This window comes from Glaciecola punicea ACAM 611 (assembly GCF_000252165.1).
Taxonomy (GTDB): domain Bacteria; phylum Pseudomonadota; class Gammaproteobacteria; order Enterobacterales; family Alteromonadaceae; genus Glaciecola; species Glaciecola punicea.
This window is the reverse complement of sequence record NZ_BAET01000019.1, coordinates 78,714-96,432: the sequence shown is the minus strand read 5'-3', so window position 1 is coordinate 96,432 and position 17,719 is coordinate 78,714. Positions and strand designations below refer to the sequence as shown.

General features: G+C 44.0%; 14 protein-coding genes. 10 read left to right on the top strand and 4 right to left on the bottom strand.

Annotation, left to right across the window (positions count from 1 at the left end; translation table 11 throughout):
- Positions 1-83 precede the first annotated feature (83 nt).
- Both GPUN_RS08550 and GPUN_RS08545 read left to right on the top strand, forming a co-directional pair.
- Positions 84-2,060 carry a tetratricopeptide repeat-containing sulfotransferase family protein gene (locus tag GPUN_RS08550; RefSeq protein WP_006005635.1) on the top strand — a complete coding sequence of 659 codons (1,977 nt, stop codon included), beginning with the start codon at positions 84-86 and terminating at the stop codon, positions 2,058-2,060.
- A gap of 261 nt (positions 2,061-2,321) precedes the next feature.
- Complete coding sequence (locus tag GPUN_RS08545) at positions 2,322-2,516, top strand: hypothetical protein (protein ID WP_006005633.1); 195 nt, start codon at positions 2,322-2,324, stop codon at positions 2,514-2,516.
- A 227-nt stretch (positions 2,517-2,743) separates the two neighbouring features.
- Here the strand turns inward: GPUN_RS08545 and GPUN_RS08540 are convergent, their stop codons facing one another.
- Positions 2,744-3,127 (bottom strand): hypothetical protein, encoded by a 384-nt coding sequence (locus tag GPUN_RS08540; protein ID WP_006005631.1) that lies wholly within the window; start codon positions 3,125-3,127, stop codon positions 2,744-2,746.
- A gap of 463 nt (positions 3,128-3,590) precedes the next feature.
- Complete coding sequence (locus GPUN_RS14650) at positions 3,591-3,869, bottom strand: transposase (protein WP_238528958.1); 279 nt, start codon at positions 3,867-3,869, stop codon at positions 3,591-3,593.
- 706 nt (positions 3,870-4,575) lie between these two features.
- On the opposite strand from GPUN_RS14650, the gene GPUN_RS08530 reads away from it, so the two are divergent.
- From GPUN_RS08530 to moaE, 3 genes are all read left to right on the top strand, one after another.
- Positions 4,576-4,899, top strand: coding sequence for an FtsX-like permease family protein (locus tag GPUN_RS08530; RefSeq protein ID WP_081483934.1), 324 nt, complete (start codon positions 4,576-4,578; stop codon positions 4,897-4,899).
- Positions 4,900-5,275: 376 nt separating this feature from the next.
- A complete protein-coding gene (moaD, locus tag GPUN_RS08525) occupies positions 5,276-5,521 on the top strand; it encodes a molybdopterin converting factor subunit 1 (RefSeq protein WP_006005622.1) in 246 nt (81 codons plus the stop codon).
- Between the two features lie 2 nt (positions 5,522-5,523).
- Positions 5,524-5,976, top strand: a complete 453-nt coding sequence (moaE, locus tag GPUN_RS08520; protein ID WP_006005620.1) for a molybdopterin synthase catalytic subunit MoaE — start codon at positions 5,524-5,526, stop codon at positions 5,974-5,976.
- Between the two features lie 65 nt (positions 5,977-6,041).
- On the opposite strand, the gene moeA is transcribed toward moaE, so the two are convergent.
- A complete protein-coding gene (moeA, locus tag GPUN_RS08515; protein WP_006005618.1) occupies positions 6,042-7,277 on the bottom strand; it encodes a molybdopterin molybdotransferase MoeA in 1,236 nt (411 codons plus the stop codon).
- Between the two features lie 174 nt (positions 7,278-7,451).
- On the opposite strand from moeA, the gene GPUN_RS08510 reads away from it, so the two are divergent.
- Together GPUN_RS08510 and GPUN_RS08505 are read left to right on the top strand one after the other, a co-directional pair.
- A complete protein-coding gene (locus GPUN_RS08510) occupies positions 7,452-8,372 on the top strand; it encodes a polyprenyl-phosphate transporter (protein ID WP_006005616.1) in 921 nt (306 codons plus the stop codon).
- A 320-nt stretch (positions 8,373-8,692) separates the two neighbouring features.
- Entirely contained in the window at positions 8,693-9,364 is a 672-nt protein-coding gene (locus tag GPUN_RS08505) for an HAD family hydrolase (RefSeq protein ID WP_006005614.1), read from the top strand.
- A gap of 92 nt (positions 9,365-9,456) precedes the next feature.
- On the opposite strand, the gene GPUN_RS08500 is transcribed toward GPUN_RS08505, so the two are convergent.
- Positions 9,457-10,533: an NADH:flavin oxidoreductase gene (locus tag GPUN_RS08500; protein WP_006005612.1), complete on the bottom strand. Its 1,077-nt coding sequence runs from the start codon at positions 10,531-10,533 to the stop codon at positions 9,457-9,459.
- A 617-nt stretch (positions 10,534-11,150) separates the two neighbouring features.
- On the opposite strand from GPUN_RS08500, the gene metH reads away from it, so the two are divergent.
- From metH to GPUN_RS08485, 3 genes are all read left to right on the top strand, one after another.
- A complete protein-coding gene (metH, locus tag GPUN_RS08495; RefSeq protein WP_006005610.1) occupies positions 11,151-14,885 on the top strand; it encodes a methionine synthase in 3,735 nt (1,244 codons plus the stop codon).
- Between the two features lie 80 nt (positions 14,886-14,965).
- Positions 14,966-15,931: a methylenetetrahydrofolate reductase gene (locus tag GPUN_RS08490; protein ID WP_006005608.1), complete on the top strand. Its 966-nt coding sequence runs from the start codon at positions 14,966-14,968 to the stop codon at positions 15,929-15,931.
- Between the two features lie 195 nt (positions 15,932-16,126).
- Positions 16,127-17,614: a protein adenylyltransferase SelO gene (locus GPUN_RS08485; protein ID WP_006005607.1), complete on the top strand. Its 1,488-nt coding sequence runs from the start codon at positions 16,127-16,129 to the stop codon at positions 17,612-17,614.
- Positions 17,615-17,719 lie beyond the last annotated feature (105 nt).

Sequence of the window (17,719 nt, the reverse complement as noted above, 5' to 3'; positions counted from 1 at the left end):
GCGATTAATAACGCCGACCCTTTTTATTTCTGGGCTTATCTATACAATAGTTACTGTATCCTGATATTTACCGAGACATTATTTTGCCAGACCAATTGAATAACGCCCTACCTGAACAGATTATTAAACAGTGTCAATTATTGATTAATAAAGGTCGCTTGAGCGAAGCGTCTAAAAATATTGATGATATGCTTACCAAAAACCCGGGACATATTGAAGGTATTTATTGTCTTTCCGTTTGCCAGCGTAAACAAGGTAAACATGCCCAAGCCATGGATAATCTTGCGCATATACTGTCAAAGATGCCCGAGCATGCTAGGGCGCATCAAGAGCAAGGTTTTATTCACAAGGCCTTGGGGGAAACCACTAAAGCCATAGTGGCGTTCGAAAAAGCGCTTGTCTTAAACCCGACATTATTCGGAAGTTGGCGCGTACTGGCCGATGAACCAAATTATTCAAAGCGCCAAGAAGCTAAGCAACATGTTGATTGGCTTGCCAGTTTGCCCCCGGCATTAGTGTCCGTATCGAGCCTCATATATCAAAAAAAATTACATCGTGCAGAAAAGCTCTGTCGTCACTTTCTCAAAGACAATCCCCATCAACCAGAAGCGATGCGCCTGCTAGCTGAGTTAGCCTCTAAGTTTCAAATTCTTGACGATGCTGAATTCTTATTAGCAAGCTGTCTGCAATTTGAGCCGACCTATAAAAGAGCCCGTTTGGACTATGTCCATGTTTTGCAAAAGCGGCAAAAATTTCATAAAGCATTAGAGCAAGCAAAAATTCTGCTAGATTCTGACCCTAATAACACGAATTTAAAAATTAGCCTTGGAAATGCCCAGCAGGCAACGGGAGACTTTTCATCGGCTGTTGGCACCTTCGAAAGTGTACTGCATGACAATCAGGACAACTATTCAGTACTCCTGACGCTGGGCCATGCCTTAAAAACGATGGGACGTGTTGAAGACGCTATTAAAACGTATCGCAAGAGCTATAGCATCAAACCCGATTTTGGAGATGCGTTTTGGAGTTTGGCAAATCTCAAAACGTATCGATTTTCTGCGGATGAACGCCTGCAAATGCGGGAGTATGAGGCAAGTTCAACAACCGCAATAATCGACAAAATCCACTTCTGCTTTGCCCTTGGCAAAGACCTCGAGGACAGCGAACACTTTGACGAAGCCTTCTCTTTTTACCATCGCGGCAACAAGCTGAAAAACGAGCAGGACCGATACGATAGTAAACCGATAGATATATCGCTTGATACCCAGGAAAATGATTTTGATGCGGCGTTTTTTGAACGTCATAAACAATCGGGTTGCTCCGCTCCCGACCCTATATTTATTGTAGGACTACCACGGGCGGGCTCTACACTTCTAGAGCAAATTTTGTCTTCACACTCACAGGTTGACGGAACCATGGAATTGGCCAATATCATCGGCTTGGCGCATCGCTTAAATGGTCGACAAGTAGCCCAAGATACTCCTCGTTATCCTGGCATTTTAAATAATATATCGGCCGACAATTTAACTAAAATGGGCGAGCTTTATATTGAAGAGACCCAGCATCATCGCCAAGGAGCCATATTTTTCATCGACAAGATGCCTAACAATTTCCGACATATTGCCCTTATACAGCTAATTCTGCCCAACGCCAAAATTATCGATGCAAGACGCAACGCTTTATCGTGTTGTTTTAGCGGTTTTAAACAGCTATTCGGCGAGGGTCAGCAGTTCTCTTATGATCTTGGTGATATTGGACATTATTACCGCAAATATGTTGAGATTATGGATCATTGGGACAAGGCATTACCGGGCAAAATTTTACGCGTGCAGTATGAAGATGTAGTAGCTGACTTGGAGATGCAAGTTAGGCGTATATTGGACTATTGCGGCCTTCCTTTTGAGCAGGCTTGTATTGATTTTCACAGCAACAAACGGGCGGTTCGCACACCAAGCTCAGAACAGGTTCGCCAACCCATTTATCAAAGTGGCCTTGAACAATGGCGCAATTATGAGCTGCATCTAGAGCCGCTGAAAAAAGCACTGAGCGAGTCTGGGTAAGCCCGCTAGGACTCTATCATCAAGCATATCGACTAAGTTGGGGGGCAGCTTATAAGCCTTTGGCAAACTATGTCGCCGTGCTAGTGTTGTTAAAATTTCCGCGCATTTCCTCTTCCAACCTCCATAGAACTGTTCAGGTCCTATAAAGACTTACAGACTTATTATTGCGATCTAGTCAATTTAATAAAATCCTATCCATATCGTTTACAATCACCACGATGCGGATATCTTGTCTATTGTTGAGTATGGCGTTAAGCAAGTTTGTTCGGTCATATCGGTGACAGCGAGCGTGTGAAGGGCGCCAAAGTTTTTACCGATATGACTGAAGAGGTTTTTGCAGAGCTTTCACAGTCTGTATTAGAGTTAAGTTTAAAGGAAAGTTGGGTGACTGCTGATCGCAGAGTTGGTAGTGGTCAATATTGGTTGTATGTTATTTTGGATGCTGCTGATTGTTAGTGGGCATGGTGTGTCATGTGAAATACAGTCCTTAGCTGAATGTTCCTGCGTCTTATAATATTGACATCAATGATGCGCATGTTTTATTCACAATGCCGATGACATTTTGAAGGGCAGTAACAAGGAATATTAAACTACCAAGAGTTACTCAAGCCTCACCTTAATCCAATTAATCTGTAAAATGATAAAATTGGATTAAAATAAGGGTCTTGATCTATTCCCATATATTAAGAATTTTTCGTTTCGCAAGTAAATTTAGATACTGTCATTTGTAGTAGGTTTTTCCCACTGCCATGAAACACGGCTTTTTTGTCTTTTACTTCGCAATGCGCTATGGCCATTACTTTAACGTTCTCAGGGAGTTGGCTGCAGTCATTCAGTTCATCGCTGAAAGACTGATAGGGATTACAGCTAGAATCAAAACCCATAGAAATCTCTGCATATGTTATCTCTAAACTATTACCGTCTGATTCGGTGATTTTTGGGTCAGTTAGTGTCTTACTTTTTGAAGATTGAATAGTGTCAACATCTCTTGGCGGTTGTGTCGATGCACAACCAGCTAATCCGACCGCAAACAAAACTGCAATTACTAGTGTTGATTTTCTTATCATTATTTTTCCTTTAGATAGAATAAATACTACATATTGATGCAAACCTGATGTATTAACCGAACGATTATCGCCAAAATAAATTTAACTTATTGAGTATAGGACAAATTAACGTTATGCACTACCCATTGTTACAGCTGTTTTTCAGGTTAGATTGCAATTTGCTAAAGGAGTTAAAAATGGCGACAGTCAAATTCTTACGTTTGTAGTCGTTGGTACTGAAACTTGGGGAGCTACATGCGGATGCTCATACATGAAATAATGTATTTCCTAGTATTGTGTATAGCAGAAACCCTACGTCCCAAAATTCAAAACTCGTCTGAGATGCTGGGCCGGTAACCGGCGAGTCAGGCTGATACTCCACGCATGATAAAGTAGATTACCTGCTAGTTATCAGATTGACTATTACTTTTGCTAACAAGATTAGGGTTATTTGTTCCTCGCTATGATGTTGTCACTTGTGCACTTAGATTACTGTTTGGCGCGAATACTCCCAACTAGCGGGTAATCTGAATCGAGTGAGGTTGAGTCTTGGCGGCACAATGAGGGCAGTAAGCTTGCCAATGAAGTCAATTGGGTATAAAAATACATGAGTGGTACCATCGCGATGTGGGGTATTCAACTCATAACGCACTTTTCCATGTTGCGTCATACTCAAAAGTTTCTCACTGATGGCTGGGCCGCTGATGTAGCGGCATAGGCGCTCTAATTTATCTGGCTCATCAGCGCAAGCAAGCAACTTCACACGAATGTGCGAGCATGAAGGGAAAACCTAGGCGTGTTAGTTAACTGACCACATTCACCCTCGATGCCCGAAGGTAAGGTTTGCATGGTAAACACTTTTTGACCTTGTTGTGGCCCCATGGCGATACGATAACTTACTTAAGGCGCATTGCAATAGACTATATTCATCATCTACTGGCAAGTTCAGGTAACTGTTTTTGCATATCGCGCACCACCAAACCGACTTTCTCTTAATGGCTGGCAATGCGTTGACGGATGGTGTGTACCAAGTAAACCATATGGTCATTTATAGGCGATTTGATGTGGGTAAACGTAGCGGTGCCCTTAGAATTTTCGTTAATAGCACCTTCAAAAAAGCATGTGAAAGTGGGTGTTTAGATTCTCAAGGCACTGCCAAAATACTGTATAAGCGTCACCGCCCCAGTCTTGGCTTGTTTATTTGAAAACCCTGCACGGCTGATTCACCTGTTCGTGTAGATATGGCCCGGTGAATAATACCCATTACCTTACTCAATTCACTTGGGTATCTAGCCAATAGCAATCGTAAAGGAATAGGCAGGCTCAAAACCCACTGACGAATTGGGTATTCCTACTCCGGTTACCGTTGTAAGCAGTGTCACAAACTTTATTCCATGCCGACAATTATTATCAGTATTTTGATTTTAGTTTCTTCGTTGATTTAACAAGCAGTGATTCCGCTGTCATCGATGCGCGAACGGCGTAGAGAGATTGCTATTTTGAGAGTCATAGGAGCGCGCCCTCGGGTTTTGTTTTCACTGATTATGACCGAGGCTTTATTGTTAGTGACGGCGTCTATCGTTACTGCCTTAGCTGTGCTCAATGTGAGCTTCTTCTTGCTCGCTGGATGGTTGGCAGCAAGCTACGGCTTGTTCATAGATGCAAACATATACACACTTAACACACTTATACTGTCTATTGTGGTGTTAGCATGTGCGGGGCTAATTACCTTATTCCCCGCTATTGATGCATATAAAACTGCATTGCACAGCAGTTTGTCATCAACTGGATAATCCTAAGTGCTTTTACATGTCGATTTTATTTTGTTAAATCGGCATTTTTACGCCTTGTGTCGACAAAATCGACCTTAAAATGAAATACCTTTATTGCCTCTCAATATTACTATTTTAGCAAGTTTGTTGGCTGTAATCTTTTTAAACAGTAAAGATATACAGTACATCTTGAAACAAGATAAGTAGAGGTCTAAGATGAGGTAGCCTCGTTACTCTCATATAAAATATCCACATAAGATAAAGTAAACATCAGCATCAATGATAGCAATTCACGCGACTAGCACTTTAGCCAAACGCACACTTTTGTTAGCCGCAGCCGCGATGGGTTTTGCGCAAACGGTGCGAGCAGTAAAATTAAAGCAACGGAGAAGAATAAGTGTTACGAATACGATTTTTTGGCAGCATACGAGAACAACTTCAGACATCTTCAATTGATGTAGAATACGCAGGCGAAGAAACCGTAAGTGATTTGATGGCTAAACTAATTGAAAAGGGAGAACGTTGGCTTATACTCGAAGAACAAGATGTTTTAGTCGCCGTGAATATGACCTTATGTGGCAAAGATGCCGTCATAAATAGTGGCGATGAGCTTGCCTTTTTTCCACCTGTAACAGGAGGCTAATGATGATTACCGTGCAGCAAGAAGATTTTGATCATGGCCGCGAATATGAGGCCCTGCGCGAGCTCGCCAATCGCGACGGCGCAATCGTCACATTCACCGGTCTGGTGAGGGATTTTAATAGCCAATGCTCAGTATCAAATGTTGTTATTGAGCACTATTCTGGTATGACCGAAAAGTATTTAATGCAAATTTGTAGCGACGCCAAAAAACGCTGGAACTTGGGTCAAGTGCGCATTATCCATCGAATTGGTACTCTTGAAGCGTTTGAACAAATTGTGTTTGTGGGTGTGAGTTCTAAACATCGACAAAATGCATTTGAAGCCGCTCAGTTTATTATGGATATTTTAAAAACCACCGCGCCTTTTTGGAAACAAGAAACCACTGCTAAGGGAACGCAGTGGGTAAAGCGCAAAGACAGCGACGAAGCAGCGGCAGCGAAATGGTCCGGCGCTTAGCGTCGTTGCTAACAAGAAATTTTACGCAAATACCCAAGCTATCAATGGTGCACTGGCGATAATATCTATTCGCTAATAATATGGTTGAATGGCTGTACCTGGACAGGTTCTCCCTTTAACACGTCCCCTGTGTCGCTTTCAAATACCGCGTAGCAGTTGCTTTTGCGAAAACACGACAGTACACCAGAGCTTTGTGAGCCACTAGGTTCGACGCTCACTACGCCAGCATCGTTAACGAAGTAGTGTGCTCGTTGATAATCGGTTCTCCCGGGACGCTTTTTAAAATCCCTTATGGCCACGCCTTGAAGTGTTACCGCAGTGAAACTCCGACTGCCCGCAAGATAAGCCAACGCAGGAGCCACTATTTTGTCAAAAGTTACGGCTGCCGAGACAGGATTGCCGGGTAAGCCAAAGAAAATACTATTTGAAAGCCTGCCAAATGCCAATGGTTTACCCGGTTTGATAGCGAGTTTCCAAAAATCTATACTGCCGTATTGCGCTAAAACTTCACGCGTGTAATCGGCTTCCCCTACCGACACGCCGCCGGTGGTAATTACGCAGTCAGCATATTGGTTAGCATGTTCAAACGCTGCTTGGATTTTGACTTTATTGTCGGCAATAATACCTAAATCTATTACCCTGGCCCCTAGTCTAGACAGCATTGCAATGAGCATTGGGCGGTTCGAATCAAATATTCTATCGTTGCGCTGAGCTTGCCCTGCTGCAAGCAGTTCGTCGCCGGTGGTAAAAACAGCCACACATAGCTGCCTATAAACATCCACCTCGTTAATGCCTAACGATGCTAGTAGTCCAATATCTACCGGATTTATGCGTGTTCCCGCCTGCAGTAAAGTCGCGCCTTGTTTTATATCGTAACCAGCACGGCGTATTGCGTCACCTTTTGTTACCGAGTGAAAGGTAATTTGCTTGCCGTCTACGCGTGCATTTTCTTGCATTACAACGGTGTCGGCTCCCTTGGGGATTTCAGCACCGGTCATTATGCGAACACATTCGCCTGCCTTTAGCTGCCCTTCAAATTTAGCACCCGCGAAGCTTTTGCCTACTTGACGTAAGGTTCCACAGGCTATAAAACTGTCATACTTCAGGGCATAACCGTCCATAGCCGAATTATCATAAGCGGGTACGTTTATAGGAGACACTATATCGTGTGCAATTATGCGGTCTAAGCACGCGTTAAGATCACATAGAACCACTTCACTGATAGGCGAAATGGCTTTTTGCATTAATTGTTTGGCGTAATGTATTGGCATTAAACCTGATGTATCACCGGTAGAATTCATTTTGTACACTCCATTACTGTAATGTACATTATACATTACCTTGGAAGCCTGTTGCATAGTCTAATAATGTGTTTTATTCTCTGCGTCTTATTTATATAGCACACCTATTGCACACCTATAGCAAGCTTATTGCGCCGCATATTACACGCTAGCATTTTACGTTAAGGAACAGATTTGCGTCATCTTTCAGACTATTTTAAAGGTATGGCAATGGGTGCAGCCGACGTTGTTCCCGGCGTTTCGGGCGGCACGATTGCCTTCATAACCGGCATACTTAATCCTCTTTTAGATGGTATTCGCGCAATTAAGCCTTCTTTGTTTGGCGTGATTAGGCGAGAAGGTTTTAAAGCCGCTTTTATGCATATAAACGGCCGGTTTTTATGCACCGTTCTTGCGGGGATTTTAACCAGTATTTTTACGTTTGCTAAGCTTATTTCTTGGCTGTTGACCAACCATCCTATCCCGCTGTGGTCATTCTTTTTCGGTCTCATCTTATTCTCAGTCATTCACATGCTAAAGCAGGTAAGCGCCTATAACTTGTCAAGAGTAGTGCTGTTTATCGCCGGCGTTATCTTTGCATGGTTCATCACCGTGCTAAACCCTGTTGAATTAGAAGTGAGTTATTTGAACTTCTTTATCGCTGGCTGCATAGCTATTTGCGCAATGATTCTGCCGGGTATTTCGGGTAGCTTTATTCTGCTGTTGTTAGGGCTTTACCCTGCGGTACTAGCTGCGGTAAGAGGGTTTGATGTATTGATGCTGGCTTGTTTTGCCATGGGCTGTGTTGTAGGGCTGTTGAGTTTTAGTCACGTGCTGTCGGCATTACTGCGTCGTTTTCACGATGAAACGCTGCTGTTTCTGACTGGCTTAATGCTGGGTACTTTGGGTATAATATGGCCTTGGAAAGAAGTACTGAGCTGGCGTGAGAACTCTCAAGGGGAGACGGTTCCTTTCGCCATGCAAAATCTTTCACCCATGCAGTTTGAGCAAGTAACAGGCCAGCCTTCTGAAATAGTGCCTGCGATTATGTGCCTGCTGGTTGGCATTGGACTAGTGTGGAGCTTGGAGAAGTTCGGCCAAAAGTCTCGGACTTAATAAACAAAAAATACGCGTAAGAGATGGGTTAATTTTGTAAAGGCTGTTGGAGCATAAAGGTGCCTTGTAGAAAGTCTTGTTAGACCTTAAATAATTGAGATACAGTATTAAAATAACATTCACAATTATGAAAAGGCCTTGCCATGACAGCATCATCTACCCTGCTTGACAGACTCTATTTTGGTGAAAGTCCACGCTGGCGAAAAGGCTAGGCTTTCACAATAAATCATGTCTGTTACAGGGCCAGTAGCTAAGCATTCATGAACTCAATCAATATTCACAGCGTAAAAGCGAAAACGAATATAAAATAAAGGTAAAATATGAAAGCTATTATTTTTGGAGGCATAGGGACGATAGCAAACACTTCTTATCTTCAACGAAAATCGTTTAATGCCGCATTTGAAAAACTGTCTATCAACTGGCATTGGGGTGAATTAGAGTATAAAGAATTGCTAGTACAATCTGGTGGTCAAGATCGTATCGAGCAATACAACAAAGTGCATAAGGGTTTGCCTAAAGATGTGACGTCAGTTGACATACACGCTTTAAAAACAAGCCTGTTTCATGAATTTATGAACAGTACTACGTTGCCTCTTCGCCCCGGCGTTCGATGGGTAATAGAGCAAGCAAAGCTAAACAATATGAAAATTGCTTTTGCCACGACCACCAGCGCCGAGAATATACGCAATTTGTTGAACAGCGCTGAATTAGATCCCGCTACATTTGACCTTATTTGTAATTCTACAGTGGTTGACAGGTATAAGCCTGATCCTGAGGTTTATGAATATTGTTTGAATACCCTGAAGCTGTTGGCCAGCAACTGTATGGCAATTGAAGACGCTAGTGCAGGCCTCGATGCGGCGGTAGCTGCCGGTATCAATTGTGTTGCTTTTCCAAACGAGTACACTGCCAGACATGACTACAGCAAAGCGATAGAAAAAGTGGAAAACTTAGAAAGAGCCGTGCACTTAAGGTCTTTTTTCACTACTTAAGAGCTGAGTTAGTGAATCAATAACAATACTCAATTAAATAGGTCAATACTTCAAGCTAAGATCAAGACGGCAGAGCCGCCATGTTGTCACGTTTATCCTTTTACAAAACCATCCCAAGCCTTCATATATTTTACGAAGGGCTCACTTAAGCCTTCTTTCGTTAAATAAGCTTCGCTTACCGGCAGCTTTATAGGTTCAAAAAGAGGGTTGTCCATAACAAGTTTAGGAAAGTCGTGATGTAAAATGGCTGAGCGGCCAATAGTCACAAAATCAACACCCGCGTCTAAAACAGCCTGCACGTCTTTGCCGGTGTTAATTTGGCCTGCGACCGTTAATTTTACATCCTTATAATCAATTTCAGTAAAGTGATTCAGCAGATCCTTATGCTGATGTTCTTTTTCTGCGGCTTGCTTAAAGGTATCCCACAGTGATAGGTCTAGAAAATCGATGTCGTGTTCATTTATGAGCAGCTTGCACACGGTTTTGACTTCGCTTAACTGCATGCCAAATCGTTCTGGTGATAAACGCACACCCAGCAAAAACTGACTCCCGCAGCTTGCGCGAATGCCGTGTACAATTTCAAAGAGTAGCCGTGCACGATTTCGCAAGCAGCCGCCGTACTCGTCGTCACGCGTATTTATTTCAGCGCTTAAAAACTGCGTTAAAATATAGCCGTGAGCGCCATGTACTTCCACGCCATCGTAGCCACTTTGCTGTGCGCGCTGGGCTGCGATAATGAAATCATCGCGTAGCTGATGCACTTCAGCTAATGACAGGGCGCGAGCATTATATTTTTCAATAGATGACGGGCACACAGGCTGTTGCTTAGTTGACGCTTCATTTGCACGCATACCGGCATGATGAAGCTGAATAATGGCCAAACTGTTATTGGCTTTAATGCTCATGGTTAAACGCCGATGACCTGCAATGTGTGCATCACTATATATACCTAACTGTCCCTCAAAGCCCTTGCCCACAAACTGCACGTGCGAGGCACAGGTCATGGTTAAGCCAAAGCCACCTTGTGCACGCATAGTTAACCAGCGGTACTCTTCCTGGGAAAGCGTTCCGTCGTCATTGCTTTGGGTGTTTGTTAGCGGCGCTAACATAAACCTATTAGACATAATAAGGCCGTTTTTGAAGGTCAGTGGAGCTGAAGATTGAGACATATAGTTCTTTTTTTGTTTAACACGTAGCGTGTTTATTAATAAGTTTCAATGTTAACGCTTAAGGCTGTAAATCACAAAGATAATAGTTTACTTTTAAAGCCCTGTTGTTAACCGAAGCGCAAATACGACGCATGTCGCATAATCGTAAATTGTTAATACTAAGCTAATTTAAAAAACTAAACTGCTAAAACTGAAAGATTATTAATTGTGGCTTAGAATTTGCGCTTTCAACCGACTATCCCAGTGGCGATAACAACATTTCTTATGAGCACTCTCGACAAAAGCCATATCAAGACATTTTGACAGTAAGTCAAGAGCATGAAAAAAGCGATGCAAAATCCTCAGACTCAATTACCTAATAGAAGAGGTATGCAAGCCCACCTGCACTGAGAGTATGAACGAAGCAAGCGCGCTAAGCAGCCGTTTATATTGCCGATAAACACTTATATGAAACTAAGAAAGCGGCAAAAACCAAGTCGTTCCCTGTGTCTATCAGCAACATATTGCTTATCAAAATAGGCTATCACAAAACAGAAGAGGGTTTGATTGCTTTTTCTTTCATTTAGCCATCTAAACGTCTATACTTCTATTTATCAATATTTACCTACGGACGTATCGTGGCCAAACCGCAACAATTTCCTTCTAGCTTACTTGAGCAACAGCTAGCAAAACGTATTTTACTGCTAGACGGTGCTATGGGAACCATGATCCAGGCATATGATTTTTCAGAAGAAGACTACAGAGGCGAGCGTTTTGCCAACTGGTCATGCGATGTCAAAGGCAACAACGACCTGTTGGTGCTAAGTCAGCCTCACATTATTAGCACAATCCACCGCGAATATTTGGCAGCAGGCGCGGATATTTTAGAAACCAATACCTTTAACGCCACCCGTATTGCCATGGCTGACTACGAGATGGAAAATTTAAGCCGTGAAATTAATGTTCAAGCGGCCAAAATAGCGCGCAAAGTCGCAGATGAATACACCGCGTTAAACCCCGACAAGCCACGTTTTGTTGCCGGCGTATTGGGTCCAACGAATAGAACCTGCTCAATTTCACCCGATGTAAACGACCCTGCTTTTAGAAACGTGACCTTTGACGAGCTAAAAGACGCTTACATTGAATCTATCTTAGCGCTGCTTGAGGGCGGCGCCGACATTATAATGATAGAAACTATTTTCGACACGCTAAACGCTAAAGCCGCAGTATTTGCTGTTGAACAAGTGTTTTCAGACTTAGGCAAACGCTACCCCGTGATGATTTCAGGCACCATTACCGACGCCTCAGGCAGAACTCTTTCAGGCCAAACCACCGAAGCCTTTTATAATTCACTGGCACATGCGAAGCCTATTTCATTTGGCCTTAACTGCGCGCTTGGGCCTAAAGAGCTGCGTCAATACGTTGAAGAGCTAAGCCGCATAAGCAGCTGCGCGGTGTCGGCTCACCCTAATGCTGGCCTGCCTAACGCGTTTGGTGGATACGATCTTGACGCCCAAGAAATGAATGAACATATTAAAGAGTGGGCGCAGTCTGGACTGCTAAACATTGTAGGCGGCTGTTGCGGTACCACACCAGAGCATATTCGCGTGATGGCTGAGGTACTCGCCAATATTCCCCCACGGATAATCAAAGACATCAAAGTAGCCTGTCGTTTATCAGGACTGGAAGCCTTAACTATAGACGCTAAGAGTTTATTTGTTAACGTAGGTGAGCGTACAAACGTGACAGGTTCAGCTTTGTTCAAAAAGCTCATTGTTGAAGAATTGTATGACGACGCCCTGTCGGTGGCTTTACAGCAGGTAGAAAACGGCGCGCAAATTATCGATATCAACATGGATGAAGGCATGTTGGACTCAAAAACCGCCATGCAGCGCTTTTTGAACATGATAGCGGGTGAGCCTGATATTGCCAAAGTCCCCATTATGATTGATTCGTCCAAATGGGACATATTGGAGGCGGGCCTAAAGTGTGTGCAGGGTAAAGGTATTGTCAACTCCATCAGCCTAAAAGAAGGCGAAGACAACTTCCGTGAGCAAGCCGAGCTTATTCGCCGCTATGGCGCTGCGGTGATCGTTATGGCGTTTGACGAAGTGGGTCAAGCCGATACCCGGGTGCGCAAATTTCAAATTTGCCAGCGCGCCTATAATATTCTCGTAGATGAACTTAACTTTCCGCCCCAGGATATTATATTCGACCCGAATATTTTTGCCGTGGCCACCGGCATTGAAGAACACAACAATTACGCGGTCGATTTTATTGAAGCGGTTGCCGATATTAAAAAGAACTTACCCCACGCCATGATCTCCGGCGGCGTGTCAAACGTGTCGTTTTCGTTTCGCGGTAACAACGCCGTGCGCGAGGCCATTCACGCCGTATTTCTGTACTACGCTATTAAAAACGGCATGGACATGGGCATTGTTAACGCCGGCCAGCTAGCTATATTAAAAGATGTGCCCGCCGATTTACGAAAAGCAGTAGAGCACGTGGTGCAAAATAGCGATGACGGCGCAACCGAAAGACTGCTAGACGTAGCGGCAAAATACAGCAGCACCGGCGGCGCAAAAAGCAGCGTTTTAGACTTAAGCTGGCGTGAATTAAGCACCCATAAACGTCTAGAGCATGCTTTAGTAAAAGGCATTAACGCCTTCATTATTGAAGACACCGAAGCTGCCCGACTCGAAGCCAAGATCCCCCTTCACGTTATTGAAGGCCCTTTAATGGACGGTATGAACATAGTGGGCGACCTATTTGGTGAAGGCCAGATGTTCTTGCCTCAGGTAGTTAAATCGGCGCGGGTAATGAAGCAGGCCGTGGCCCATTTGCAGCCATTTATTGAAGAGGGAAAAACCGAAATTACCGACAATGGCAAAGTGCTAATGGCCACTGTTAAAGGTGACGTACACGACATTGGTAAGAATATTGTAGGCGTGGTGCTGCAGTGCAATAACTTCGCCATTACCGATTTAGGCGTAATGGTTGCGTGTGAAAAAATACTCACTACCGCTCGCGAGCTTAAAGTAGACGTAATTGGTCTTTCGGGCTTAATCACGCCGTCTTTAGATGAAATGGTGCACATTGCCAAAGAAATGCAGCGTCAAGGCTTCACCATTCCCTTGTTAATTGGCGGCGCGACGACTTCAAAAGCGCATACCGCAGTAAAAATTCAGCCGCATTATAAGCATGGAGTGGTATATGTGCCCAACGCATCGCGCTCGGTGTCGGTGGTGCAAACCTTGCTAAATAGTGGCAAAGCTGAATTTTTAGCTAACATAGACAAAGAGTACGAAAAAGTGCGCGCCCGCCATTATGCGAAGGGTCCTCGTTCTACCCTAGTGAGTTTAGAAAAAGCACGCGCTAATGCCGTGCCGCTTAGCTTCGATAAATACGTGCCGGTAAAACCACAGAAACTTGGCGTGACTGTGCTTAACGATGTACCTTTAGACATTGTGCGTGAATATATAGACTGGACGCCGTTTTTCATGACTTGGCAGCTAAGCGGAAAGTATCCACGCATACTAGAACATGAGCTTATAGGCGAAGTTGCCACCGATTTGTTTAACGATGCCAACAAGATGCTAGACGAGATCATTGGCAATAAAAGCATTTGTGGGAAAGCTGTATTTGGTTTGTTCCCCGCCAATAGAGTGGGGGATGACATTGAAGTGTACCTTGATGAAAGCCGCACCAAAGTGAATAAAAAGCTGTGTCAGTTACGCCAGCAAAGTAAAAAACCCACGGGCCAGTTCAACCGTTGTTTAAGTGACTATATAGCGCATAAAAATGACGGTATCGAAGATTATATAGGCGCGTTTGCGGTATCTGCTGGCTTTGGTGGGGATGCACTCGTTGCCCAATATGACAAAGAAAACGATACCTACAACAGTATTTTATGTAAAGCGGTGACGGATCGTTTAGCCGAAGCGCTAGCAGAATACTTACATCAGCAAATTCGCATGGTGTATTGGGGTTACACTAAAGATGAAAAGCTTGATAACACCGCCCTCATTCGCGAATCTTACCAAGGTATTCGCCCCGCGCCTGGCTACCCGGCCTGTCCTGAACACACTGAAAAAGGCGTGCTGTGGGAACTACTAGACGTTGAAAATAACATTGGCATGACGCTCACTAGTAGCTTCGCCATGTGGCCCGGCGCAGCGGTAAGCGGCTGGTATTTCGCCCACCCTGAATCTAAATATTTTGCAGTGGCAAAGCTTACGCAAGATCAGGTGCACGACTATGCCAAGCGCAAAAACATGCATGTAAAAGAAGCTGAGCGTTGGCTGGCGGCGAATTTAGACTATGAGCCTGAGCAGGCTGAAACCGTCGTTCAGGCTGAACTGGCTGTTGTATAAGCTTTGATGAGACAACTAAGGCTTAAGCCGTTTTCAAACACACACGATAATTTTCATAATTTAACACAGAGAAAGTAGCCATGAAAGTAATAGAACACATAGACAAAGCGACCAACCCGCTGTTCAGTTTTGAAATTGTACCGCCGCCGCGCGGCAGCTCTATTCAAGATATTGTTGATGTGGTTGACATGCTAGCACCCTATAACCCGCCATGGATTGACGTTACCTCACATCCCTCAGGTGCATTTTACAACGAACAGGAAGACGGCTCAGTTACCCGCCGTATTTATAAGAAGCGCCCTGGTACTATTGGCATCTGCGGCGTTATTCAAAACCGCTTTAAAATTGATACCGTTACGCATCTTCTATGCAGAGGCTTTAGCAAAGAAGAAACCGAAGACGCGCTAATAGAGCTTAACTTTTTAGGCATTCACAATGTATTTGCGTTAAAGGGTGACGGGCCTAACTACAATAAAAAGATATCCGCCGGACGCACCACTAACCAATATGCCAGTGATCTGGTAAGTCAAATAGAGGATTTAAAGCAAGGGCGGTTTTTAGATAATATTAACGCTTGTTCACCACTTGACTTCAGCGTTGGCGTGGCCGGCTATCCTGAAAAGCATTTTGAAGCGCCCAATCTTAACAATGATATAGTGCACTTGAAAAACAAGATAAAAGCAGGCGCGGACTATATCACCACGCAAATGTTCTATGAAAACCAGCATTTTTTCAACTTTGTCGAAAAATGCCGTGCGGTGGACATTACTGTGCCTATTATTCCGGGTTTAAAAATAATTAGAACGGTTAAGCAACTGCAGTCAGTGCCGCGCCACTTTTACGTCAACTTTCCTGATGATTTTGTGAATGAGGTACTTGAAAACCCTGAGCATGTGGTTGAACTTGGGATTGCGCACGCGGTAAAGCAAACGCAAGAGTTACTGGATGCTGGACTGCCTGGGGTACACTTTTATGTGATGAATGATGCTAAGTCAGTGGCGAAGGTGATTGAGAAAGTGGGGTGGGGTAGGGTAGGCGCTTTTTAACCATGAAATTGGCGTTGCGTTCGAAAGTTCTATTCGTGAATACCATTAAGTTTATACTGCTATTTCAGAATATTTGTCGGTTTGTGGTGCCAATAAATCTGACCTCTTGGCCCCACGAAAAATGGCGGCTGGAAACAAGATAGTTTGTTAGTATTTATTCGTTACGACGGCACAAAAAGGAATAAAGGAGAACACATGCACTTGCATCATTATTACGCTAAGCAGTTAGCTGATTTATGCAGTCCAGTTAAGCCATCCCCCATGCTGGGTCCTCGCGTCGTACTAACAAATACTGCATTAGCGTCTGATATGGGAATAGACATAAATGCGCTACACTCAGACAATTTGATTAACCAGCTGTTTGACCCTCAGCACCCGATGGCATTTAACAGCGTCGCGCAAAAATACGGAGGGCATCAATTTGGTCAATGGAATCCGCAGTTAGGGGACGGCAGAGGCTTGCTGCTCGGTGAAATAAAAACACCGCGCGGCAAATTTTTGGACCTGCATCTAAAAGGCGCAGGCCTCACGCCTTATAGTCGACATGCCGACGGCAGAGCTGTTTTGCGCTCAACCATTCGTGAGTATTTAGCCAGTGAGGCACTTAACGCCTTGTCTATTCCGAGTTCCAGAGCATTGTGCTTAATTGCGACACAAGAGCGTGTTAAGCGCGATGGACTTGAGCTAGGCGCTATGATGATCCGCACTTGTAGCAGTCACATACGCTTTGGTCACTTTGAATATTTTCATCGTCATGGCGAAAAAAATCAGCTTGATAGACTCTTCGCGTTCTGTTTTGAACATCACTTTAGCGCATGTTTGAACGCCAACAATCCGCACCTAGCGATGTTAACTGAAATAATCGCTAGCACTGCCAACCTAGTGGCTAAATGGCAGGCCTATGGTTTCAATCATGGCGTCATGAATACCGACAACATGTCGATACACAGCATTACTTTTGACTATGGGCCGTACGCATTTTTAGACGACTTTATTCCCAACTATATTTGTAATCGCTCTGACCACAGTGGGCGCTATGCATTTGATCAGCAGCCGGTCATTGCGCTTTGGAACCTAAACGCTCTTGCTCATGCATTTTCTAAACATGTCGAGGTTGATGCTTTAAAAAACGCGCTTTCACAATTTGAACCAGTTTTTATTGCCTCATACCACGGACTTATGCATCAACGCTTTGGCTTTTTTGTGGAGCAAACTGCTCAAACCCAAGCCTGTATCGATGAATTTATGCAAATATTGAAAGACGAGTTTGCAGACTTACACGTTTCATTTAGACAATTAAGTGAGCAACTAGCGCACATTATGCAAAGCGATGGCTCACTTTTTGCCAACGGTTTTAAACAACTGCCGCGCCTACTGCAGTGGTGTAAGCAGTATCAAGGCACAATGAAGCATCAATTAGAGATCGCTAAACAGCATGAAGCGATTTATTTGAGTGAGATTAGTGATATTCAAAACCGCATGGTGAACATTAATCCGCTCACCGTGCTGCGCACTCATCATTTACAAAGCGCTATTGCAGCGGCAGAAAACGACGATTTTTCGGTGTGTGAATCTTTACTTGCCGCAGTAACGCACCCATTTGAGAAGCGCAGCGAGTGGTCTGTATTTGCCCAGCCGCCAAGCAAAAAGCAAAAGGGCATCGCGCTATCGTGCAGCAGCTAAACATGATGCAAGTAAACCTTAATGCGCGTCTTTATAAGCGCAAGCAGCATAATGCTTTCGACAATCACAACAGGGGTGGCAGAGCGCCATCCCTACTACAATATA